Origin of the sequence: Streptomyces sp. NBC_00988, from assembly GCF_045162645.1 — a bacterium.
GTDB lineage: Bacteria > Actinomycetota > Actinomycetes > Streptomycetales > Streptomycetaceae > Streptomyces.
In genome coordinates this window covers 2,478,795-2,502,817 of record NZ_CP108730.1, presented here as the reverse complement: position 1 = coordinate 2,502,817, position 24,023 = coordinate 2,478,795, and the positions used below count along the sequence as shown (strand labels likewise).

Here is a 24,023-nt window from a genome sequence, read left to right as displayed (position 1 = left end):
ATCTGCTTCTCGACCACTGCTACACCTGAGGAACATTCCATGGCCACTCTTCTGCACCTCGATTCCTCGCTGTTCCCCGGCGACGCCTCCTCCTCCCGCGCTGTGACCGCCGCCTTCCGCCGGACCTGGCAGGAGCACCACCCCGAGGGCATGGTCATCTACCGTGACCTCGCCACGGACCCCGTACCGCACCTCACCGCCGACGCCCACACCGCCGGCCAGACAGACCCCGCCGCGCGCACCCCCGCTCAGGCCGCCGCCTTCGCCCACCGGCTGACGCTGATCGACGAACTGGAGATCGCCGACGCCATACTGATCGGCGCTCCGATGTACAACTACTCGATCCCCTCGACCCTCAAGGCGTGGCTCGACAACATCGTCCTCGTCGGCCGCACCGCCGGCCTGGCAAACTCCAAGCTCAAGGCCACCCCTGTCATCGTCGTCGCCAGCCGCGGCGGCTCCTATGCCCCGGGCACGCCCCGCGAGGGCTACGAATACGTGCAGAACTACCTCGCGGCCGTTCTGGTAGACGCGCTCGCGTTGGATGTGAATTTTATCGTCCCGGAGCTCACGATGGCCGTACACAACCCGGCGATGTCCGAGCTGATTCCCCTCTTCGAAGCCTCCCGCCAGCGGGCACTGGATGACGCAGCCTCCATGGCCAAGGAGATAGCCCACCGTAGCGCCGCCTAGGAACAGTGCCCTCCGGACGGCGGCCGCGAAGCACCCTTCACGGCCGCCGTCCGGAGCGTTCGCGTACACCGCCTTGCGCCAGTGCGCCGGCACCAGCTTGTCGTCGACCTCGCCCGGTAGCAGCGGCTTCTCGCCCGCCTTCCGCCGTGACAAAGCCGGGAGCCGCTGCACACCGGCGGGGACCCGCCTGCCGCCGGGCGCCGCGTCCAGTGCCTTCGGCTCACCCAGCAGCGACAGGAACGGTTTGACGGTGTCGTAGCACAACGCCAGAGCCCCGCGCAGCGGGGTCTCCGCCGTGCCGTCGTCCTCCGGCACCCGCCACGGGCCGGGCCATCAGTCCGGGCGCGGTCGTCGCGGCCTGGGGCGCGATCTCCTCCAAGGCCCGCCACAGCGCGGCCACGTCGACATCGCAGCCGGTCTCCTCAACGAGCTCCAGCTCCTCGATGACCACCTTCGGGACCCGGGCTGTGATCCGTGCCGCCTTCTCCAACTGCGGCAGCGTGGACAGGCACTGCTTGTCCGTGGATCGTTTCGCGGTACCGATCGGCCGGGTGGCCATCAGGATCTCGAACAGGTCCAGCGCGTCGTCGATTGCCTTCGCCTCCACGTGGCGCATCAACGCGGTGAGCATCGCCGTGAGCTTGGGCTCCGGGGTCCGCTCCAGCTTCGGCGCCTTGGTGCTCAGCCTGTACCGGGCCAGTGCGGACAGCCGGTCCGGCGGAACCTGCTCCAGCTTGGGGCGGCCCAGTTGCAAGGCGGCGATGTCTTCGACCCAACGGCGTCGGCCCGCGCTCGGTATGCCGCTTGATCTGGGAGACATCCACGATCCCCGACTGCTCGGCCAGATGCTCGACGACCGGCCACGGCACCGGGAGGGGGTCCTCCAGGAACAGCCCGATGTACCGCACCGTGCACATCTGGAGAGCGAGGCCGAGACGGTCCTGGTCACCGCGCCGCATCGCGACCAGCTTCAGGTCCTCGTCGTCGAGGAAGAAGAACCGCTCCGGCTCGGGCTTCGTAGGGTCCTCGGCGAACTTCCCATACGCCTAGGCCTGCTCATCAGTCAGAAATTCCACCGGCATGCGGGGGGCCGTAACCACCCCCCACCAGCGATCGGGGACCTTCCGCCGAACCCCCGCCCTGCACCGATCACCTGCGCTGGAAGCCCAAGATCAAGTGCTCAGCGTTGCTGGCTGCTCCGCTGGTCCCCAGGGCCGGGGTCGGCAGGGGCGTCGAGGTAACCGGTGATTCCGCCGGCGTTGACCCGTTGGTAGGTGTTGACGATGAGCGGCACAGCCGCCGCGTGCTGTTCCAGCAGCCGGTCTGCAGCAGGGCATAGTCGGCCCGTGCGGCGGCCGGGTCGGACGCGGTCAGCTGGGGGATCGCGTCGATCTCCTTGTCGACGGTCGGGTCGTCGAGGTAGCTGAGGCTGAAAGAGACGGGCTGCTCCAGGTGGAATGTTGATGAACCAGCTGTAGGCGCTGGCGTAGTCCGCGTACCAGCACATGAGCAGGATGTCCTGCCGGTGCGGCGAATGAGCGGCCTTGGCCTGCACTTACGCGTCCCACTGCACGGGCTTGGCGTGGAGCGTGATGTTCAGGTCCTGCAGGCCGGAGGAGAGCAGCGTGACGAAGAGTTGCCGGGTGTGGTCCCCTGCGCATGGGCGAGGGACTCGTAGACGTTCTGGAGGACGATGAGCTCGTGGGAGTACGAGGTCGCCGGGTCCCAGCCGGTGACGACGTCCAGGTGGTAGGAGCAGGCGAAGGTGGGAGAGCGCGCTGTGGCGGTCGGGACCGTACCGCCCGCGCAGCCCGCGACCCATGTGGCGAGGGCTGCTGCGAGCGTCGGCGTACGGAGTCGCCGTGCCATGGGGTTCGCCGACGCGGTGTTGTGTGGCGACGGTCCGGTGACGTCGTCGGCCGAGCTGGCGTTGAGGGGCGAGCACCGGCCTGGTCACGGGGCGACATGCGAGGCGGTCCACGGCTTGGCTGGAACCATGTCGCCCGGCAGGGTTCTCGCCTCCACCCGGTTGCCGAGGTCTACCGACGGACGGACCGTCCTCGCGACGGACATGAGCGACTGGCCGTGTCCCGGCGCAGCCACTCACCCTGACCGGCTCTTCTGCCACGTCTACGGGCGAGGCCGCAGCGCTGAGCGGTTCGTCCCCGGCGGGCCCTGCCCCCTTGTCGCTGTCCTGGAAAGGGGACGCACAGCGTGGACCGCCCTGCTGGACGCGATCCGCCGGCGAGGACGCCGTGACCGTTGTCCAGCTCAGCCGCGCCTCGACGACGACGAACACCACCGCCTAATGGGAGTTGCCGGGTCGGAGAGACTCGGTGCTGTAGCCGCCAGTAGGTGAGCACTTCCATCGCCGGAAGCAGTCGAGTTCTGGTGTCAGACCGTGCCCCTGCTGGTCGGCCGGGAGGCCAGACCGCTGATGGGGTGGCGTGCCCGCCGGGCAGTGGGGCGTGAGCACTGGATCCATTAGGCCGCGCGCTGCCTTCCGCGGGCTGCAGGAAACGAAGTGCCGTGCAGGGAGGGAAAGTTGCTGCTGATCGGCGATGACTGGGCCGAAGACCACCATGACGTCGAGGTCCAGGACGAGGCGGGCCGGAAACTCGCCGCGGCGAGGCTGTCCGAGGGGGTGCAGGGAATCGCGAGGCTGCACGAGCTCCTCGCGAAGCATGGCGGCGCGGACCTGGATCCAGCTGCAGTGGTGGTGGGGATCGAGACCGACCGGGGCTCGTGGGTGCAGGCACTGATCGCCTCCGGCTACCAGGTCTACGCGATCAACCCGAGGCAGGGCGCCCGCTTCAAGGAGCGGTACGCGACGTCCGGCGCCAAGAGCGACAAGGGCGACGCGCACGCGCTCGCGGACATGGTCCGTATCGACCGCGACCAGCTGCGGCCGGTGGCCGGGGACAGTGAGCAGGCCCAGGCCGTCAAGGTCGTCGCCCGCGCCCATCAGAGTCTGGTCTGGGAACGCACCCGCACCTTCCAGCGGCTGCGCAGCACACTGCGGGAGTACTTCCCCGCAGCCCTGTCTGCCTACGCGGACCTGGAACTGACCAGCACGGACGCTCTGGAACTGCTGATCAAGGCGCCGGCCCCGGCGGCTGGGGCGAAGCTGACGCGCAGCCAGATCGTCGCGGTCCTGGCCCGACACCGCCGCCGTCACCGCGAGGCGAGGGCCGCCACCATCCAGACCGTCCTGCGCGAGCCGCAGCTGGGCCTGCCCGAGCCGGTCACGGCAGCCTACGCGGCCGCCGCTACCGCCCACGCACAGCTGATCATCGCGCTGAACGAGCAGATAGCCGCGCTGGAGGTGCAGGTGAAGGCCCATTTTTTGAAGCACCCGGACGCTGAGATCTACCTCTCGATGCCCGGCATCGCGGAGATCACCGGCGCCCGGGTGCTCGCCGAGTTCGGCGACGACCCCACCCGCTACGCATCCGCGAAGGCACGCAAGAACTACGCCGGCACCAGCCCCATCACCCGGGCCTCCGGCAAGAGCCACACCGTCCAGGCCCGCTACATCCGCAACAACCGCCTCGCCGACGCCCTCCAGCGTCAGGCGTTCGCCGCCCTGCGCGCCTCACCCGGCGCCCGCCACTACTACGACAAACAGCGAGCCCGCGAGAGCGGATACAACCCCGCCCTCCGACAGGTCGGCAACCGCCTCGTCGGCATCCTCCACGGCTGCCTCAAGACCCGCACCCTCTACGACGAAGCGACCGCCTGGTCGCACCACGCACACACCCAAGCCGCTTGACACCAAACGACATGGGGTGTCTGAGACCGCTTCCTGGTCTGCCTGGTCATCGCTGGGTGATCAGGATCAGGCTCCAGGGACTGACGGGCTCGTCCAGGCGCAGAGTGCCCTGGCCATCGGCCGCCGCCTCGTGAACCTTCAACCGGCCCGCACGGCGATTGAGTTCTGCCGTCTCCTCCCGACCCGGGCAGGCCGCGGAACCCGCTGACCGCCACAGCCCAACGGCGTTCCCGTGTTCCTGGTCGAGGGTCTCCACCAGGAACGAGGCGTGCGGCGGCAGGCCGGTCAGTGTGAGGTCCAGGACGGTCGGGGACCCCGTGGCCAGTGTGCGTTCGGCGACCTCGGGGCCTCCGAAGGAGGCAGGGACGGCGGTCGTGACCTCCGGCGGGTAGTGGTACGCGAGTGCGGTGAGCCGGCCGGAGGCGGAGTGCCGGGTGACGACGACGCCCGGCTCCTGTGCGAGGCGCTCGTCGCCGAGGCGGCCCAGCATGTGGTAGGCGTGGAAGGTCGGTTTGGGCACCCCCTGGTAATTGATCATGCCGAAGCCGCCGTGGAACGGGGTGTCGCCTGCCCCGTTCTCCTCGAAGACATCGGTGAAGGTCCAGTACGACAGCGAGTCCACGAGCCCGGCCGACTCCAGGTTCGCCTTCACCACGAAGGTGGCGGCCTGCAGGTAGTCGTGGGTGTGGTCGCGCGGGGAGGGGCTGGAGCTCCACTCCGTCAGATGGATCTCGGCATCCGGGAAGGGGCCGGCGTCCACCAGCTCGCGCACCAGGGCCAGGTCCCGCCGGGTGGAGTCCACGCCCCGTGTCAGTTTCACGCTCTGTCCCAGCCCGTCCAGCGCCCAGTCGGTCGGGTAGGGGTGGACCGACACGAAGTCCACGGGCGAGCCCATCGCCACGCAGTGGTGGAAGAACTCCTTGAGCCACACGGGCTGCCAGTCGAGCGCGTCCAGGTCGGGTTCCGCGATGGTCGCCGCGTGCTGGCCGAAGTCCTCCGTCTCCCCGGCGAACCGGTCGTCGGGCACGAAGTTGCTGGTGGCCGGGCCGCCCACTCTCAGCTCCTGATCGACGCCCTTGACCGCAGCCGCCGTCGCCGAGTACAGGCGGAAGTAGTCACTGCGGGTGCCGCGGAAGAACGGGTGCAGATTGGGTTCGTTCCACACCTCGAAGTACCACTGGCGCACCTCCTCGACGCCGTAGCGGCCCACCCAGTGGCGCACGATCGCCTCTACCAGAGCGGCCCACTTGCCAAGGTCCCTGGGTGGTGCACCGTTGGCCTGCCACCAGAACACGGTGCCTCGTTCCGAGGCCAGGTCGCCCGGGCTGAAACCGAGTTCGACGAACGGCCGGATGCCCAGGTCCAGCAGGCGGTCGAACAGATCGTCCACGTACTGGAAGTTGTGGACGGGCCGGCCGTCCTCCTCGCGGTAGACGAACATGTCGTCGTGGAACAGGCCGTGGAAGCGGACGTACTGGAAGCCGCACGCGTCGATCGCGGTGCGCAGGTGCTCCAGCCACGTCGCACGCAGCCCTTCGTTGGCCCGCCCGGCGCCGACGCAGCGATTCCAGAAGTGGTGCAGGGGCTCGCCGTCGGCCGCCGCGTCCGCGTGTGCGGTGATGGACATACATGCTCCGTTCAGCTGGAGGGCGAGCCCCTCCGGGGTCGAGGACGATGACGAGTCGCAGCTGGTCACTTACGGTGCGGGGTGACGACCTTGATCCGTACGTCGTCGCCGGCTGGGACGGGTGCGGTGACGGTCCCGGCGGCTGGGTCGGCCGTCGTCGGAGCGAAGACGAAGCCGTCCTTCGTCTCGTACGCGATCCGTGCCCGGTGCGCCGGCCCGCCGCAGGGCAGCGTGATCCGCACCCGGGCGTTCGCCGAGTACCGCATCCCGTCCCGGGACCGGACCAGCCCGGCGGCCACGGCTGTGTCGCCGTCGGCGGTGATGCGGTGGTCGCGGTGGCGCAGGTCCCGCCCGCTGCCCAGGTACAGGTACCGCAGGGTGTCGTTGTTGAGGCTGACCACACCGAAGGTGCCGGTGAACTCGACGTGGGGGTGCGCGGAGTGCGCATGGTCGTCGGCCGAGCTGAGTACGTACTCCACTCTGCCCTTCAGCTCACCCGCTCCTTCGCTGCGGACACGCAGGGCCGTGAACGTGTCGTTGCCGGCCAGCCGCGTCACTCCCCGGACCGCTCCGGCACTGTCCTTGGCGGGTTCGAAGACGGACACGAAGGGGGCGCTCGCCGCGTTGTTGGCCTGCTGACGGACGATCAGGGTCGGCGTGGTCTGCGGCGACTGGTTGACCGCGCCGGGCGTGACGTTGGAGTTGAGCGTGGTGCCGGGGCCGTCGACCCGGTACACCGTGCGTCCTCCCTGGCCCAGCATCCACATCCGCATGTCGATGCGGGGGGTGTCGTCGGAGGCGTCGACGGTCCAGGTCGCGCGCAGGTCGCCGTCGTGGCCCGCGCTGACAGGGTTCGCGAAGAACGAGTAGGCGGTGTTGACCGTGCCCAGGTCGTCCGCCGGGGTGAGGGACAGCGGCTCGCCGTGGGCGTCGGCCAGGGTGAGGCTGTTGCCGAGGTTGTGGTGGACGTAGTCGTTGTCCGCCTGGTCGGAGCGGAAGACGTCGACGTAGTACCCCGTGGTGGCCGAGGTCCTGATGATGGCGAGCTGGCGTCGCTTCTCGCTCGCCGAGACGTCGGTGAACTGCGCGTAGGCCGATATCTGCGTGGTGTTGACGAAGGAGTCGGCAGGGGGAGCCGGCTCCATTGCGTTAACGGTGACCGGACCGTAGGCGTAGCCGGGCACGATCGTGTTCGCGCCGGCGGGACCCTTGCTGTAGGCGTAGTCGGCGCTGGTGTACGACTCGTAGGACTTGCAGTTCGGCGACAGCGCCCAGCCCTGGCCGTACAACTGGATGGCCAGTCCGTTGGGGTTGAGATGGTCGTCGCTGTTGTAGCCGCCGTACAGGGTCGCCATGAGACCGGTCGCCACGTCGTTCTTGTTCTTCATGGTGATGTGGCGGTGGTGCGGGGAGTAGGCGGTGCGTACGTCGGAGGCCGTCGCGGCGGTGTCCGGCAGGTCGAGGTCGACGATGATGTCCAGCAGAGACAGGGAGTCACGGCTGTACTGGCCGGCCGTTATCGCGTTGCTGAGCACCTCGGCGACCTGGGCCGCGTGCTCGGTGTCCCCGGTGACGGTGTAGTAGGTCAGCAACCGCTCGAACGCGGTGTAGCCGGGTGATCCGCCGCGGCCGTCGCCGAAGACGACCATGTTGCCCCGCGCGTCGAGCCACGGTCCGATCGCGAGGGCCGCGCGCCGCAGCACGTCGTTGCCCGCGATGGTGTCCGTGCCCTGCCGTTCTACCGGGACCGCGAAGTCCAGCAGGGAGCCGACTGTCCCGAACGAGTACACGGGCGACTCGTGCCACAGGCCGGTGACCTTGTCGTACTCGGTCAGGATGTCGGGCAGGGCCGTGTGGTACGCGGTCGTGGTGGTCGTGTAGTTCGCCAGGTAGTGTTCACGGCCCTTGCCGTCGGCGTACTGCTCGTCCGGGTCCAGGGAGAGGATGGCCGGGAGGATGCAGGCGAAGCCGTTGATGTTCCAGTTGCCGGTCGCGCCGCCGCGCACCAGACCGATGTCGATGAAACGCTTGAAGACCTCGGTCGACAGTTCCTTGAGCCCCTTGCCGAGTTCGACCGCGTGCGGATGAGGGTGGGCGTCGAGGTAGTCGTACAGGAAGTCGTAGACGACCGCGGCCTGGCCGCCCATCGGGTCGTGGATGACCTCGTAGTCGTAGTAGCCGCAGATGCCGCCCGGCTCGTAACCGCCCGGTCCGCCCAGGGATTTGGCGGGGTCGAGGAGGGGCTTCATGTAGTAGACGCCCATCAGCCACTGCCAGTAGATGTCCGAGGCGAGGGCGGCGTACTTCTCCTCACCGGTGATCCAGTGCAGGAAGGCCGCGCGCTGGGCCAGGTCGAGGAGTTCCTGGTTGTTGAGGCGGATCATGTGGCCGGTTTCGGTGTACGGAACTGTCGCACCGTCCTGGTTGACCATCGAACCGTCCTCGCTGTACGCGAGGCGCTGTTCGAGGGCCGGGTTCTTGTTGGAGTTCCAGCCGCGGGTCGCGTCGAAGCGCAGTGTGGGTACGGGCGCATTGCCCTCGCCGTAGGAGAAGTTCTGCTTCGCGACGTAGACCTGGGTGTAGCGCTGTCCCTCCTTCCAGTACATCGACATCCGCGACAGGATCCACTCCGGGTCGTTCTGATGCCGGTCGGCGAGCGGCTCGACGACCGCCTTGATCTGCTCGTAGGAGGACTTGGCCCAGTCGCTGCCCGTGACCTTGGCGATCAGCGCCTCCTTTTCGGAGGCGTCGGTGTAGATCCACGGGTGGGTGAGGTCGGTGTCGGCAGCGGCCTGCGCGAGTGTCGCTGCCCGCGCGTCGGCGGTTCCGGTCAGTGAGGGCAGGCCGAGGGCGAGTCCGCCGCCTGCGGCGAGGAGCAGCAGCCTGCGGCGTGCGATGTGCTCTGGCACAGGGGTTCCCTTCTTCTTGCTGGTCGTTGCGTCTCGTGGTCAGGCGCTGATGGGAAGGGTGTCCGGGGACACCGGATGGGCGAAGTGCTCACCGCGGGTGTAGCGGCCGAGTTCGGCTAGTGCGGTGTCGCCGAGCCGCCGTATCTCGTTGCCGACGGATCCGGCGATGTGGGGGGTGAGCAGGACGTTGGGAAGGTCGTACAGGGGCGAGCCGGGCGGCAGTGGTTCGGGCTCGGTGGTGTCGAGCACGGCGTGCAGGCGGCCGGCGACCAGTTCGTCGGTGAGTGCCTCGTGGTCGACGAGGGCGCCGCGCGCCGCGTTGATGAGGGTGGATCCGTCCCGCATCAGAGCCAGGCGGCGACGGTCGAGGATGCCCTCGGTCTCGGGTGTGACCGGTGCGTGCAGGCTCACCACGTCGCAGCGGCGCAGCAGTTCGTCGAAGTCCACCTTGCGCCCGCCCAGCGCACGGGCCTCGGCTTCGCTCAGATAGGGATCGCTGATGAGGATGTCCAGGTCGAAGGGGCGCAGTAGCTGGGCGACCCGGCGTCCGATGGCGGACGCGCCGAGCAACCCCACGGTGCGGCCGTAGTTGCCGCAGCCGGGATAGCTCTCCCTGGTGTTGACGAAGGTGCGCCGACGCCGGTAGTCCCGCTGCGCGATGCCCACCTGCTTGCCGGCCAGCAGGATCGTGGCCACGGTGAACTCGGCCACGGGCAGGGCGTTGGCCGCCGCGGCCGACGACACCTGCAGCCCACGCTCCCACCATGCGTCGTGCACGATCGGCTTCACGGTTCCGGCGGCGTGGACGACCGCCCGCAGGGACGGCATCAGACGCAGCTCCTCCGGGCCGAGGCGCGGGCACTCCCAGCCGGTCACCAGTACCTCGACCTCGTGCAGAAGACGGCGTGGACCGGGCGCCAGGAAGTCGGTGACCGGCTGCCGAGGGGGAGGCTCCGCCGCCAGGTCGGCGAAGGCGACCGTCAGGTCGGGGCCGAACAGACGGGGCGGCAGGTCTGCGGCCATGGCGAGCGCCACGACGGGCAGGCGCTGGGCACGGGGGGAGTGCATGGATTCCTCCGGTTGCGGACGCGACGGGTCAGGGGGACGGGCACGTGGCTTGACGCGACGGCTCAGGGCGGCGCGTGGGTGGAGGGAAAGGGACGGGCCGGACGTCGGCTACGGCGAGCAGACCCTGCTGATGCGGTAGACGACGCCGGGACGCGCGTCCAGGACGACGACATCCGGCTCCGGGCGGTGCGCACTCGTGTCGCCGTCGGGGCCGCGGACGTCCAGCGGTCCTTCATGGCGCAGGATCACCCTGCCGCCCGGCAGGCTGCGCAGACGTGCCTCGGTGAGCCGGCCACCTCGCCAGCCGATGTCCAGCTCGACACCGCCGCGCGCCCGCAGCCCGTGGACATCGCCGTCGGGCAGCGCGGCCGGCAGGGCGGGCAGGAGGTGCAGTTCGCCGGCGTGGCTGTGCAGCAGCATCTCGGCGATGCCGGCGACGGCCCCGAGGTTGCCGTCGATCTGGAAGGGCGGGTGCAGGTCGAAGAGGTTGGGTGCCGTGTGCCCCGGGGTCAGGAGCCGTGCGAGCAGGCGGTGGGCCCGGTCGCCGTCCCCCAGCCGGGCCCACAGGTTGAGCTTCCAGGCCGTCGACCATCCGGTCGCCTCGTCCCCGCGGTGCTCCAGCACCCGCCGGGCCGCCTCGGCGAGTTCCGGGGTGTCCCTCGGGTTGATGCGGGCGCCGGGATGGAGGGCGTAGAGGTGGGACAGGTGACGGTGGCCGGGCTCGGCCGTGTCGTCCCAGTCCCGCTGCCACTCCTGGAGTTGCCCCCGCGCGCCGATCCGGGTGCCCGGGGCGAGTCGCCGCAGGGCTTCCAGTACCTTGTCCCGGACTCCCGGGCCGGTGTCGAGGACGTCGGTGGCCGACATGTACGCCTCGAACAGGTCGTGCAGGAGCTGCTGGTCCATGGCGGGCCCCGCGCAGACACTCGTGCCGAGCGTGTGGTGGTGGGCGTTCTCGGGAGAGACAGAGGGGCAGGTGACCAGTCGCCCGGTCGCCGGGTCGGCCACGAGGGTGTCCAGGAAGAACTCGACCGCCCCTTCGAGTACGGGATGGTGGCGGGCCAGGTGCGCGATGTCGCCGGTGAAGCGGTAGCGGTCCCACACGGCCGTGCTCAGCCAGGCGCCGCCCGTCGGCCACATGCCCCAGAAAGCACCGTCGACCGGAGCCGTGCCCCGCCACAGGTCGGTGTTGTGATGCGCGACCCAGCCGCGAGCGCCGTACATCACGCGGGCGGTGCGGCGGCCCGATTCGGCCAGCTCCCGGAGCAGATCGAAGAGGGGATCCCAGCACTCGACGAGGTTGGCCGGTCCGGCGGGCCAGTAGTTCATCTGCGTGTTGATGTTGATGGTGTACTTCGAGCCCCACGGCGGCGCCATCAGGTCGTTCCACAGCCCCTGGAGGTTCGCCGGCTGGGTGCCCGGCCGGGAACAGGAGATCAGCAGGTAGCGTCCGTAGTGAAAGTAGAGGGAGACCAGCCGGGGGTCCTCGCCCGAGCCGAAGTGCCGGACGCGTTCGTCGGTGGGAAGACCCGATGCGGGTCCGGGAGGCACGGTGAGCATGCTGCGGCGGAACAGGGTGCGGTGCTCGCGCAGATGACGGGCCCGCAGGGTCGCGTACGGGACGCCGGCGGCGGCCTCCAGCACGCGGGCCGCCTCGGCGAGCGGATCCCCGCCCGTGTCCTGCCAGCTGCGGTGACTGGTCTCGACGGCCACGAGCAGCGTCACGGAGTCCGCGCCCGTGACCCGAAGCGTGTCTCCTTGGCGGTGCGTCTGCGCGCGGCCCTCCGCGAGTACCCGGCACAGGGCCCGGAAGCGGATCTCGCCGGCCAGCCCGTGCTCGTCGCCACCGACGCCGTCCAGGGCGATGGTGTTCGGGTCGGGACGGGAACACGCCGCTCTCTGGGGCGACTCGAACGACACCGTGAAGGCGGTGCGACCCGGCGCGTCCGCGGACAGCCGCACGACGACGACCTGGTCGGCGGCGGACACGAACACCTCGCGACGGTGACGCACGCCGCCGCGGGTGAAGCCGACCGTCGTGACCGCCTCGTCGAGGTCCAGCGTGCGGCGGTAGTCCGACACCTCGTCCGGCTCTGGGAACGTGATCCGCAGCGAACCGACCGGCTGGTACGACATCTGCCGTGCGGGGATGCCCATGAACTCGGCGTCGATCAACTTCTGAGCCTGTTCCCACTCCTCACGGAACACCAGGTCGCGGATGCGGGGGAGGGCGTCGAGTCCCCGGGGGTCGGCGTAGTCGTGCGGACCGCCGGCCCACAGGGTGTCCTCGTTGAGCTGGAGCACCTCCTCCTCGGTACCGCCGAAGACCATCGCGCCCAGCCTGCCGTTGCCGACGGGTAGCGCCTCCAGCCACTCACGGGCCGGCTGCCGGTACCAGAGCAGGACGTCGGGTTCGGCGGCATCAGCGGCGGAGGGCCCAGCCGCGTCTGCGGCGGATCGCGGTGCGGCCACGTCGCCGGAAGAAATTGTGGAAAACGGTTTCACGCGGAGTCCAGGGGGGTGCGTGGAGAGTGGATGCGCGCAGCAGGCAGGGGATCGCTCGTAGGTAGCTCCGGCGGCCGACGCGTCACCGTGTGCAACTGCCGGTGCGCGACGAAGGCCGGCAGGCTGGCCCCGAAGGTGATACCGAGGCCGGGTACCGTGCTCATCAGGGCGAGCCAGGTAGCGCCGAGCACGAGGAGCGCGGCGACGCGGCCGGGAGCGGCCACCAGGACCCGTAGCACCGGGCCGGACAGCTCGCGCGGACGGCACCCGGGGCGGGTACCCGCGACCGTTACGAGCACGGTGACCCAGGCGGCGCCGAGGAGCAGCAGGCTCACCAGCACCGCGAGGGCGGGGACGGCGAGGGCCGGGCGGGCGACGGCGAGCCAGAAGGAGAGCGCCAGCGACCCGCATCCGGTGAGGGCCACCACACCGGCCCCCAGCGGCAGCCACCCGCGCAGCCCCGCACGGAACTCCCGGACGAACGCGGCGGCGAGCCGCGTTTCGTCCTCGTCCAGCCAGCGGTTCATGGCCCGTTGCAACGCCACCGTGGCCGGCAGCGCCGTCACCAGGGGCAGCGAGGCCGCCAGCCAGCACAGGTTGAGCACGGCGAGGCCGCCGGTGACGCCCATCCAGCGGGGCACCCGAATCCCGCCGCGGGAACCGGCGGGCGTCTCGGGGAGCGTGTGTCTCATGGTCTGCTCCCCTCAGCCCTTGAGCCCGGCGGAGGCGATGCCCTCGATGAAGTACCGCTGGGCGCAGAGGAACAGCAGCACCATCGGTAGCGCGGCGAGTGTCGCGCCGGCCATGAGGTACGCCCACTGGACGTTGAGGTCCTGCGAGAACACCGCGAGTCCGAGCTGGATGGGCCGCATGCGGTCGTCCTTGGTCACCAGCAGCGGCCACAGGAAGTTGTTCCAGGCGGCCTGGAACTGGAAGACCGCGATGGTGGCCAGTGCCGGCTTGATGAGCGGGGTCATGATGCGCGCGAAGATGCCGTACTCGGACAGCCCGTCCAGGCGCGCCGCCTCTGCCAGTTCCGCGGGCAGCCCCAGATAGAACTGGCGTGCCAGGAAGACGTAGAACGGAGCGATGGCGCCCGGCACGAGCAGGGCCCACCAGGTGTCCAGCCAGCCCGTCCCGCCCTGGCCGAGGATGTCGTTGCCGCCGAAGAGCGGCATGGATTTCACGATCACGAACTGGGGAATCAGCGTCACGTAGCCCGGCACCATGAGCATGGCGAGCGTGAAGGTGAACAGCGCTCCCCGCCCCCGCATCGGGACCCGGGCCAGCGCGTATCCGGCGGCCGTGGCGAACAGCAGGGTCAGGGCGGTCTGCCCTGTCGCGATGACGAAGCTGTTGAAGAAGTAGCGGCCGAAGGGCGCCACGCTCATCGCGTCGCTGTAGTTGTGCCACTGCGGTGACTCCGGCAGCCAGCCGAAGACGGCCAGTTCCTTCCTGGTCTTCAGGGAGCTCAGGATCATCCACACGAACGGGGTGATCATCACCAGGGAGCCGACGGCCAGGAAGAGGTGGAGCAGGACCCGGCCGGGTGTGGGGAGACGGCGGTGGAGGGAGGCCGGAGCGGCGGTCTGCGCGGTGGTGGTCACTGGTCCACCATCCTTTCTGCGGGCGTCTGTTGGGCGCTCGTGGTTGGATGCCGGTGAGAGCCGGGGTGACGGCCCGTGGTGGTCGCCCTTTCAGGGCCCGTATGACACTGCCGCCCCCGGTTCTTCCGGAGCTGTCGACCGGCAACAGAGGGACGCGCCGCAGAGCGCCAGTCAGTGACCGCCCGGGGTTCAGCTTCGTCACCGGCCTGTCGCTGATAGGCACGAGGAGAGCTGTGGCACTGCCCGAGAGCGAGCACTACGTCGGGATCGACTGGGGATCGGCCGAGCACGCGGTCTGCGTGCTGGACGGAGCCGGCAAGGCCCGAAGCGAGTTCACCGTCACCCATTCCGCGATCGGGTTCGAGACCCTGATCCGCCGTCTGGCCAGGTTCGGGGACGCGGAGAACGTCCCCGTGGCGAGGCGCGACGCCGAGGTGCTGTCCGAGGCGAAGTCCGACCCCGGGGACGCGATGGTGATCGCGGAATACCTGCGGCTGAGGCACCACAGGCTCAGCAAGGCCCGCCCGTTCAGCGACGAGACGAAGACTCTGCGCACTGTGGTCCGCACCCGCGACGACGTGGTGCGGCTGCGGGTGATGGCCACCAACATGCTCAGCTCGCTGCTGGATACCTTCTGGCCCGGCGCCAAATCGCTGTTCGCGGACATCGAGTCGCCGATCGCGCTGGAATTCCTCACCCGCTACCCGACCCCGGCCTCCGCCGCCCACCTGGGCGAGAAGCGCATGGCCGCGTTCTGCACCAAGCACGGCTACTCGGGCCGGCGCACCGTCGACGAGCTCCTGGGGCGCCTTCGCCGAGCCCCGGCAGGCGTCACCGCCGAGCACCGCACCGAGGCCGGACGCGACGCCGTCACCGCCCTGGTCACCGTGCTCAAGACGTTGGGCGGCGTGAAGAAGGACCTCGACCGCTCGGTGGTCAGCCACCTCGACCAGCATCCCGACGCGCGGATCTTCACCTCGCTGCCCCGGGCCGGGCAGATCAGCGCCGCTCAGATCCTCGCGGAGTGGGGCGATTCCCGCGTTGCCTACGACAGACCGGATGCGGTCGCCGCCTTCGCCGGCGTCGCGCCGGTCACCAAGGCGTCCGGACGCATGCGCGGGGTTTCCTACCGGTGGGCCTGCAACAAACGGTTCCGGCAGGCGATAGTGGTCTTCGCGGACAACAGCCGCCACGAAAGCCCATGGGCCGCCGACATCTACCAGCGGGCCCGAGACCGGGGCATGGACCACCCACACGCAATCCGGGTCCTGGCCCGCGCATGGATCCGCGTGCTCCATCGCTGCTGGCTCAGTCACGAGCCCTACCAGCCCGACCGGCACGGCGGGCTGCAACGTCTCACAACCCCGAAACCGCTGCTTCAAGCAGTGTGAGGTTGACACAGGGGGTGTCATGCGTCGTGGGCCTTTCGCATCCGCAGGCTGAACAGCGTCACGACGCCGATCATGAGGAAGAGCATCACGGACTCGGCGCTGGCATAGCCGAAGCGCAGCCCGTCGAAGGCGTTGAGGTAGATGTCGAACGTGAGCACGTTCGTGCTCTGCAGCGGACCGCCGGTCGGAGTCATCACGTAGACCTGGTCGAAGACCTGGAAGGCGCTGACGACAGAGGTGATCAGGACGAAGAAGGTGGCCGGGCGCAGCATCGGCCACGTGACGTGCCGGAAGACCTGCCACCGACCGGCGCCGTCCACCCGGGCTGCCTCCAGGAGTTCGCGCGGTACCTGCTGGAGGGCCGCCAGATAGATGATCATCTTTGCGCCCAGCCCCTGCCAGAGGCCGAGGAGCATCACGGCCGGGAGCGCCCAGTCGGGGTCGGTCAGCCAGTGGATCTCGCCGACGCCGAAGAAGGCGAGCGCGGCGTTGGCGATGCCGACGTTCGGGTCGTAGATCCACTTCCACACCAGGGCCACGGCGACGGTGGCGGTGACCTGGGGCAGGTAGAACGCCGCGCGGTACGTGCGCTGGAAGCGAACGCGCTGGTTGAGGGCGAGGGCGACACCGAGGGCCGCCGCCATCGCGACGGGGACGGCCACGATCGAGTAGAGGACCGTGTTGACGGTGGCCTTGCGGAACCTCTCGTCGGAGAAGAGTTCCTGGTAGTTGGCCAGGCCCACCCAGTGGGTGGCGCCCAGGAATCCGTAGTCGGTGAAGCTGAGGACGACGGCGACGGCCATCGGGATGGCGGTGAAGAGCAGGACGTGCACGAGATAGGGCGAGAACAGGACCCACCCGGCCCGGCGCTGGCGCCGCTCTCCGGGGCGGGTCCCGGACCGGGCGGGGGCCGGCGGGGGAGAGGCCGACGGTCGTGGTGTCTTGTCGGTGGCGGAGAGGAGCGTCATGGCCGGGGTCCTTGTCGAAAGGGGTGGCGCGGAACTCAACGGCGGGACCGGGCGGGGGTCACCGCTCGTCCTGCGCGAGTGCGTCGAGCGCCGACTTGGCCGTCTTCTTGCCCAGGACGATCTCGTCCAGAGCAGGGCCGAACTTGGTCCGCGTGTCCAGGTAGCCGGTCGAACCGCCCTGGAAGGCGGCGTACTTGAGGTTCTGCAGCACGAACTGGCCGGCCGGGTCGTCTGCGGTCGCGCCCTGACGGGCGGGGACGGCGAAGTTGAGCTTGGCGATCTCGCTCTCGGCCTCCAGTGAGGACATCACCTGGACGAACGTGTACGCGGCCGCCTGGAGCTTGGAGGCGGACGCCACCGAGGCCACCTGACCGCCGGTGAACATCGCGGGCCTGTCCTCGGTGATGTTGAAGAAGCCGAGGTCGTCGCAGACGTCCTGGCCCACTCCGGTCTTCTCCGAGCAGTCGATGTACCCGCCGGCGAAGCCCATGGCCGCCTTGCCCTTCAGGACGAGGGCGGTCGTGTCGCTGGAGACGTATCCGAAGTCGGTGACCTTGTCCTTCTCGATCAGGTCGGTGACGAACTCGGCCGCCTTGACGCCCTTGGCGTCGTTGAACGCGGGCTTGCCGCTCTTGGCGTACTGGGTGCCGCCGAGGGAACCGAGGAAGGAGATGTACGGCTGGGTGAGCTGGCCGGGGGCCGCCCAGAAGTCGAGGCCCGCTCGCTTGAGCTTGCCCGAGCCGTCGCGCTCGGTGAGCTTCTTGGCGTACGAGCGCAGCTGGGCCCAGGTCGTCGGCGGCTTGTCAGGATCCAGGCCGGCCTTCCTGAACATGCTCTTGCGATAGGCGACGAGCTTGGGACTGGCGATCAGCGGAACGCCGTAGATCTTGCCGCCGTACTGGACGGCGTCGTACATCGCGGAGTTGAAGTCCTTCCCGAGGGTCTCCTCGGTGAAGCCGAACTTCGACAGGTCCGCGTACAGCCCCTTGGAGGCGAAGGGCGGGATCCAGCCGATCCCTGTCACGTACACGTCGTAGCCCTCGCCGCCGGCCAGGGCGGTGGAGATCTTCTGGTTGAGGTTGTCGAAGGTGGCGTTGTCCGCCTCGACCTTCACCTTGGGATAGGTCTTGTGGAAGGTGTCGATCACCTTCTGGAGGGACTGTTTGCCGACGGTGCTGGTGCCGTAGCTCGGCGTCAGTACGCGCAGGGTGCCGGTGACCGATGCCGGGTCGGCGTCCTTGGCGGGACCGGTGGAGGTCGTGTCGTTCCCCGAACTGCAGGCGGCCAGGACGGTGGCGGCGACCGCGACCGCCGTGAGGCGGGTGACCGCACGGCGCCGGAAGGAGAGGGAGACGGTTGCTGGGCTGCCTGAAAACATGTCGTAACCAGTTTCTCGTCGGGTCGGGATCGGCCAGGGAGGCAAATCTGGTTCACATCGGTGACCGAGCAGGGATGGATGGGGTGGACCACGACGGTGACGGGGCCTCGTGGTGAACGGCGCGTGTACCGCTCTGTAAAGCGTTACGCGTGTGTTTCGGGCTTGGGCAGTAGATTCCACCGGACGGACGGCGCACGTCAAGAGGCAGGATGCCTGCAATTTCCGGGAGTCGGCCGGTGGGCACGCTCCCGCGCGGGAAGCCGGGGAACGTGCAGGTCAAAGGCAGGCTGCGCACCGCAGAGTGCGAGCGGTGAGCTGCCCGGTGCGAGGAAGATGTGCCTTGGTCCCGGTCGGACGCCCGAAGACATCGGACCTGTGAAGAGCGTACGGCCGGGAACCCGCTGTCGTCAGACCGCCAGCGGACGCACGGACTGCCGCACGACGACATGGGTACCCAGCACCACGTGGTCCTTGTCCCGGCGGGGCGAGGACACCAGCCGGAGGGCCATGCGCCCCATCTCCTCATAGGGCACGTGGACGGTCGTGAGCCCGGGGCTGAGGTGACGGGCGAGCGGGATGTCGTCGAAACCGACGACGGAGATGTCGTCGGGCACGCTGAGCCCGGCCTCCCGCAGCCCCTCCATCACCCCCGTCGCCACGACGTCGGTGCCGGCGAAGACGGCCGTGAAGTCGTTCTTCCCCCGCAGGGCGTCCAGCACGATCCGGTGTGCCACGCCGTCCTCGTACCGGCCGTGCCGCACGAGGCCGGCATCGTAAGGCAGCCCGTAGGTGGTCAGCGCGTTGCGGTAGCCCTCCAGCCGGGCCTGGGCGGTGGTGAAGTTCTCGGGGCCGGGGAGGATCAGCACACGGCGGTGGCCCATGGACAGCAGGTGACTGGTCATCGTGAACGCGCCGTTGGCGTTGTCGTACTCGATGGTCGTCGCCGGCACATCGCCCTGGAGGGGCGGACGGCCGCACAGCACCAGCCGTGAGCCCGCGCTGTCGAGCGACTTCGCGAACCGCGCCATCCGCAGCTGGTAGTCGGCCAGGTCATAGGTGCCGCCGAGCAGGACCACGGCGGCGGCGCCCTGTTGCCGCATCAGGTTGACCAGGGCGAGCTCGCGTTCGGGATCGCCGCCCGTCACGCAGACGAGGGAGAGCCAGTCCCGGGCCGACGCCTCCTCCTCGATACCCCTGGCCACGTGCGCGAACGCCGCTCCGGTGATGCTGTCGATGAGTATGGCGACGGTTTTCGGGCCGGCTCCCGCCAGCGAGCGGGCGTGCGCGTTGGGTACGTAGTCGAGCTCGCGCACCACGTCCATGACGCGGGTCCGCAGGTCGTCGGAGACGGGATGGCTGCTGGACAGCACCCTGGACACCGTGGCCACGGACACGCCTGCGCGTGCCGCGATGTCCCGGATGGTGATGCGGGCCTCGTCCGCTGCCGCCTTCTGCCTGCCCAAGGTGGGCTCCCTCCCAGGGCCGGAGGGCCCGCACGTGTTCGACGAAGAAACCGTATACCACGGCGTTTCACGGGCGGGAGGGGAGGCGCGCTGAGACTCTGCTCAAAAAGGGCGCAGGGACACACGCAGCAGAGTCGGCAGGGCGGCGAGCCGGTGGGCGGGTGCCACGGCGGGCCCGGCCGAGGCACTGCCCAGACCGGTGTGACCGGCGTCCAGGTGCAGGTGGACCGCGCCGTCGGGCGTCAGATCGGAGCGGTGACGGGCGGCGTCGAGTGTCTCGGACGTCCAGCGGCGAACCGAGAAGTCGAACCGGTGGATGCCCGCGACCCGCAGGGCGAGACCGGGGCCGCGCAGTGTGAGCCGGCGGACGTCCATCCGGTTGCCGTTTTCCTGAGGATGGATGTACGGGGTCTGCATCTCGTCGATCGTTCGGCTGAACAACCCTACGCGGGCCGCCTCGTGCGAGTCGGTGTACGCCTCGCCCGGCCCCAGCCCGTACCACTCGACGTGATCGAAGCCGCCCGGGAGCGACAACCGCAGTCCGAGGCGCGGGAGTGGGACGTCGAACGTGCCGTCCGGCTTCACGCGCAGCTCCAGCTCCAGTTCCCCGTCCACCGCCTTCCACAGGTAGTCGGCGAGCAGGCCCGCACGCTGTCCCGCGGCGCCCGCCCTGGTGCGGACCAGCAGAGCGTCGTCGCCCGCGCGCACTTCCAGGACACGCTCGCGCATCCGGTGCAGTCCGGCTGCCCGCCATGAAGCGGCAAGCCGGACATCGCCGTACGGCGTCGCGTCGTTGTCCGTCGGAGCGCGCCAGACGTCGAGCCGGGCCGCGCCGATCCCCAGACTCCCCAGTTCGAGCAGCGTGCCCCACCGTCCGTCGAAGACTGCCGGGCCGAGCCGGATCACGCTCGACACCACCGGGGATGCCCTGGGACGCGGCGGCCGAGGCGGGTCGGCGGCCACACCCACACGTACCTGCCCCCACGCAACCTCGTGGCCGGCCGACGCCCAGGCGGTGGCGCGCGCCAGGCGGGCGGAGAGCGTCAGCCACGTCTCCCCGGTGGTGCCGAGCAGGGACGGCAGGGCCACCTCTGTCGCCTCGCCTGGGCCGAGCGTGGGTACGTCGAGGAGGCCTTCGGCCGTCCGTCGGCCCCCCTCCTCCAGTGTCCACTCGAAACGCAGATGATCCGAGGTGAGGAAGTCGTGGCGGTTGACGATCCGCAACCCGCCTCCGCTGGTCGGCATGAGGGTGAGCGGGGCGAAGACCTTGGCCAGTTCGGCCAGGCCGGGGGAGGGGGTTCGGTCGGGGAAGACCAAGCCGTCACAGCAGTACGTACCGTCGTGGACCTCCTCGCCGAAGTCGCCCCCGTAGGCGAATCCGAACGCTGGGTGAGCGATGCCGTGGTCGATCCACTCCCACACGAAGCCGCCCTGGCAACGTGGGTGGCGCTCGAACAGGTCCTGGTAGGCGCGCAGCCCACCGGGGCCGTTGCCCATGGCGTGGGCGTACTCGCACAGGATGAACGGCATGGCCCGGCGCCGCGCGTCCTGTCCGGGGTCGTCGAGCGGCTTCTCCTCCCGCCGTCCGATCAGATCGACCTGCTCCGGGGCGGCGTACATCATGCTGAAAACATCCGTTGACCGGCACTCCGTGTCGCCCTCGTAGTGGATCGGGCGGTGCGGGTCGCGGCTGCGGGTCCAGTCGGCGATCAGGCGGTGATTGCGTCCGTAACCGCTCTCGTTGCCGAGGGACCACATGACGACGCTCGGGTGGTTCTTGTCCCGCTCCACCATCCGGGTCATGCGGTCGAGGAACGCCGCGGCCCAGCGCTCGTCGGCGGCGGGCACGTTGTCGGCGTACGCGCCCCGCTCGGGCTCCCAGAAGCCGTGCGTCTCGATGTCGCACTCGTCCACGACCCAGAAACCCAGCTCGTCGCAGAGGTCCAGTACGCCGGGGGCGGGCGGATAGTGGCTGGTGCGGATGGCGTTGATGTTGTGCCGCTTCATCTCGACGAGTTCGGCGCGCACCACGCCGAGGGGAACGGTCCGGCCCGACTCCGGATGGAACTCGTGCCGGTTGACCCCGCGGAACAGCACGCGGCGGCCGTTGACGGTGAACAGCCCGTTCTCGATTCGTACGGTGCGAAAGCCGATCCGTACCGGCACGCTCTCGCCGTCCGACTCGACGGTTCCCTCGTAGAGGTGAGGTGTCTCGGCGGTCCATGGCCGCACTCGTCCGGCGTCGTGGCGATGGTTCGGGTCCATGTCCGTCAGGCCCAGCGCGGGGACGGTGACGCGGACCGCCTGGTCGCATTCGACCTGGAGCGTGCCCCGGCCGGACAGATGGTCGTAATCGGCGTGTATGAAGAAGTCGCGGACCCCGGCAGCGGGCCGGGCGATCAGGGTCACGTCGCGGAAGATGCCGGAGAGCCACCACTGGTCCTGGTCCTCCAGGTAACTGCCCGCCGACCACTGAGGGACGCGGACGGCCAGCACGTTGTCCCCGCCGGGGCGCACGATGCCGGTCACGTCGAACTCGGAGGGCAGCCGGCTGCCGAGGACCACCCCCAGCTCGTGTCCGTTGAGCCAGACCTTCCCGCAGGAGTCGATCCCCTCGAAGCGCAGCACCGCGTCCGTGCCCGCCCAGTCCCCGGGCACGGCGAAGCGCAGCCGGTAGTCGCCCGTGGGGTTCTCGTCCGGCACGTGGGGCGGGTCGACGGGAAAGGGGTACGTCTCGTTGGTGTAGGCGGGACGTCCATGCCCGTGCAGTTGCCACATGGAAGGCACCGGGAGGTCGTCCCAGGCGGAGTCATCGTGGTCGGGGCGGGCGCACGACTCGTCGTCCGGAACGTTCGGCGAGAGCCGGAAGCGCCAGACGCCGTTGAGGCTGAGACGGCGGGCGTCGGACCGGAAGTCCGAGCGCGGAGGCAGGGTGTCATGGCCCGGTGTGAACTCGGCGTGGTAACTCGTAGACATGGGAGGAATTAATCAAGAGGGGTGGTCGTTCTGTCCAGTCACTTGCTGGATTGAGTCTCGAATCGCCCATAGAGCCACTGAATGACAGCTTATGTCTGCCGCGACCCGGTGACCGGCACTCACAGGGTTTGTAGAAAGGTGGGATCTCTGAGGTTTCGCGTTCATTGTCACGGGGGCGTGCCGGGTAGCGCCGGTCAAGTGTGACGCGGGTATTGCCGTCGCGTTGAGGGGGTGTGTACCTTCTCGGCAAGCGCTTTCCGGTCGGCGGGTGCCTTCCGTATGACGGAACGGGGGGACACCGTTCGCAGGCCGGCTCTGTCACCCGCTCACGGGTCCGGCCTCCTCGCCGTACCGAAAAACGCAGGGACACCGTGACGTAAGCCACGCGCACCCGGGTTCCTGCTCCCCGCTCCTCGGTTCACGCGTGTTCTTGCTGTCCCCCCACGGGTCTGCTGTCCCCTGCGTCGCCTGCTGATGAGTCGGTCGGCGCCCGTAGGCCTCCCCATGGCGTCTCCTCAAGTCCTCAAGGAAGAGGGTCACTCATGCCCGCAACCACTGCTCTACCGCCCCGACGACGCCGTCGGACCGCGTTCAGCCCGACTGCCGGGGCCGCGCTCCTTCTCGCTGTTCTGGCGGGCAGCGGACTGGGCGTCGGAGCGACGACGGCCTCGGCCGCCGCGAGCTGTGATCAGACGGATCCGGTGCTCCAGGTCTCCGTGTCCGCGGGCGGCGACATCCAGTCGGCCATCGACAAGGTGGCCGACGCGGGCGGCGGCTGCGTCAATCTCGCCGCCGGCACCTGGACGCTCTCGCAGTCCCTGCAGATGCGGACAGGTGTCGCGCTCAACGGCAGCGGAACCGCCACCGTGCTGCGGGGGCCCTCCACGGTGTACGACTACGCCTTGATCACGCTGACCGGTCCTGAGCCGCGCAGCGACGTCATGGTGGAGAACCTGAAGCTTGACGGACGGATCCCCGCCTCCGCCCTCACCACGGATCCCGACGCGGACAACCCCTACTCCGGCGCCCTCGGCATCTACTTCGCGGCCTTCACGTACGACGACCAGGACATCCTGGTCAAGAACGCCGAGATCGAGAACACGGCGATGGGCATCCACATCAAGGGCGCCCAGGGCGTGACCCTGGACAACGATGACGTGCACGACAACGGCATCGCCTACTGGCTCCACAACAGCTACCTGCGCCGGGTCACCGACGTGCTCATCACGCACTGCACCATGGACGACTCGCTCATAGGCACTGGGCTGCACGTGGCCGGCACCAGCTCCGACATCACCATCGAGGACAGCGAGTTCAGCGGCAACGCCGCCCACGGGGTGAACATCCAAGACCGACCGCAGAACGTGACCCTCACGGACAACACCTTCAACGACAACGACGGCGACGGCATCATGGCGACCGGCGACAACCTTGTCATCGACGGAAACACCACGCTGGACAACTCCGCCGACGGCATCCATACCCTCGTCGGCTCGGGGAGCGTCACGCACAACACATCGAGCGGCAACGGGGGTCTTCAGTACGACATCCATGGGTCGTTCACGGTGAGCGACAACAACTGAGCGGGTCGGCGTGGCCTGGGGCCGGCACGCGTCGGACCGGCCCCAGGCCACGGCACGAAGACAACGTTGCTGTCAGTGTCTGTGAG

The 24,023-nt window shown here is 69.2% G+C and carries 16 protein-coding genes and 1 pseudogene; 5 read left to right on the top strand and 12 right to left on the bottom strand.

Features of this window, described 5'->3' with window-relative positions:
- Positions 1-39 precede the first annotated feature (39 nt).
- Complete coding sequence (locus OG496_RS11380) at positions 40-693, top strand: FMN-dependent NADH-azoreductase (RefSeq protein ID WP_405976611.1); 654 nt, start codon at positions 40-42, stop codon at positions 691-693.
- A gap of 48 nt (positions 694-741) precedes the next feature.
- Here OG496_RS11380 and OG496_RS11375 read toward each other — a convergent pair.
- A pseudogene (locus tag OG496_RS11375) lies at positions 742-1,775 on the bottom strand (DUF4158 domain-containing protein); the annotation flags it as partial.
- 514 nt (positions 1,776-2,289) lie between these two features.
- The gene (locus OG496_RS11370) at positions 2,290-2,562 is read right to left on the bottom strand and encodes a hypothetical protein (protein ID WP_405970726.1); all 273 of its coding nucleotides are present in this window, start codon (positions 2,560-2,562) and stop codon (positions 2,290-2,292) included.
- Between OG496_RS11370 and OG496_RS11365 the strand changes: the two genes are divergently transcribed.
- Together OG496_RS11365 and OG496_RS11360 are read left to right on the top strand one after the other, a co-directional pair.
- Positions 2,561-3,052: a transposase gene (locus OG496_RS11365; protein WP_405970725.1), complete on the top strand. Its 492-nt coding sequence runs from the start codon at positions 2,561-2,563 to the stop codon at positions 3,050-3,052. The two genes, OG496_RS11370 and OG496_RS11365, sit on opposite strands and share 2 nt — an antisense overlap.
- 186 nt (positions 3,053-3,238) lie before the next feature.
- Positions 3,239-4,465 (top strand): IS110 family transposase, encoded by a 1,227-nt coding sequence (locus OG496_RS11360; RefSeq protein WP_405969855.1) that lies wholly within the window; start codon positions 3,239-3,241, stop codon positions 4,463-4,465.
- Positions 4,466-4,511: 46 nt separating this feature from the next.
- Here OG496_RS11360 and OG496_RS11355 read toward each other — a convergent pair whose 3' ends face one another.
- From OG496_RS11355 to OG496_RS11330, 6 genes are all read right to left on the bottom strand, one after another.
- Positions 4,512-6,092, bottom strand: coding sequence for a GH39 family glycosyl hydrolase (locus OG496_RS11355; RefSeq protein WP_405970724.1), 1,581 nt, complete (start codon positions 6,090-6,092; stop codon positions 4,512-4,514).
- A 65-nt stretch (positions 6,093-6,157) separates the two neighbouring features.
- Complete coding sequence (locus OG496_RS11350; RefSeq protein WP_405970723.1) at positions 6,158-9,001, bottom strand: hypothetical protein; 2,844 nt, start codon at positions 8,999-9,001, stop codon at positions 6,158-6,160.
- A gap of 39 nt (positions 9,002-9,040) precedes the next feature.
- On the bottom strand, positions 9,041-10,069 hold the full coding sequence (locus tag OG496_RS11345) for a hydroxyacid dehydrogenase (protein ID WP_405970722.1): 1,029 nt from the start codon (positions 10,067-10,069) through the stop codon (positions 9,041-9,043).
- Positions 10,070-10,177: 108 nt separating this feature from the next.
- Positions 10,178-12,538 (bottom strand): glycosyl hydrolase family 95 catalytic domain-containing protein, encoded by a 2,361-nt coding sequence (locus OG496_RS11340; protein ID WP_405970721.1) that lies wholly within the window; start codon positions 12,536-12,538, stop codon positions 10,178-10,180.
- Between the two features lie 29 nt (positions 12,539-12,567).
- The gene (locus OG496_RS11335) at positions 12,568-13,263 is read right to left on the bottom strand and encodes a DUF624 domain-containing protein (RefSeq protein WP_405970720.1); all 696 of its coding nucleotides are present in this window, start codon (positions 13,261-13,263) and stop codon (positions 12,568-12,570) included.
- 12 nt (positions 13,264-13,275) lie between these two features.
- Positions 13,276-14,178, bottom strand: a complete 903-nt coding sequence (locus OG496_RS11330) for a carbohydrate ABC transporter permease (protein ID WP_405970719.1) — start codon at positions 14,176-14,178, stop codon at positions 13,276-13,278.
- Positions 14,179-14,411: 233 nt separating this feature from the next.
- Here OG496_RS11330 and OG496_RS11325 point away from each other — a divergent pair, with 233 nt between their 5' ends.
- Positions 14,412-15,569: a transposase gene (locus tag OG496_RS11325; RefSeq protein ID WP_405970480.1), complete on the top strand. Its 1,158-nt coding sequence runs from the start codon at positions 14,412-14,414 to the stop codon at positions 15,567-15,569.
- A gap of 17 nt (positions 15,570-15,586) precedes the next feature.
- Here OG496_RS11325 and OG496_RS11320 read toward each other — a convergent pair whose 3' ends face one another.
- From OG496_RS11320 to OG496_RS11305, 4 genes are all read right to left on the bottom strand, one after another.
- Entirely contained in the window at positions 15,587-16,537 is a 951-nt protein-coding gene (locus tag OG496_RS11320) for a carbohydrate ABC transporter permease (protein WP_405970718.1), read from the bottom strand.
- A gap of 58 nt (positions 16,538-16,595) precedes the next feature.
- Positions 16,596-17,915: an extracellular solute-binding protein gene (locus OG496_RS11315; RefSeq protein ID WP_405970717.1), complete on the bottom strand. Its 1,320-nt coding sequence runs from the start codon at positions 17,913-17,915 to the stop codon at positions 16,596-16,598.
- Between the two features lie 407 nt (positions 17,916-18,322).
- Complete coding sequence (locus OG496_RS11310) at positions 18,323-19,378, bottom strand: LacI family DNA-binding transcriptional regulator (protein WP_405970716.1); 1,056 nt, start codon at positions 19,376-19,378, stop codon at positions 18,323-18,325.
- 102 nt (positions 19,379-19,480) lie between these two features.
- Positions 19,481-22,354 carry a glycoside hydrolase family 2 TIM barrel-domain containing protein gene (locus OG496_RS11305; protein ID WP_405970715.1) on the bottom strand — a complete coding sequence of 958 codons (2,874 nt, stop codon included), beginning with the start codon at positions 22,352-22,354 and terminating at the stop codon, positions 19,481-19,483.
- Between the two features lie 542 nt (positions 22,355-22,896).
- Between OG496_RS11305 and OG496_RS11300 the strand changes: the two genes are divergently transcribed.
- Positions 22,897-23,937 carry a right-handed parallel beta-helix repeat-containing protein gene (locus OG496_RS11300; protein ID WP_405970714.1) on the top strand — a complete coding sequence of 347 codons (1,041 nt, stop codon included), beginning with the start codon at positions 22,897-22,899 and terminating at the stop codon, positions 23,935-23,937.
- Positions 23,938-24,023: the final 86 nt, after the last annotated feature.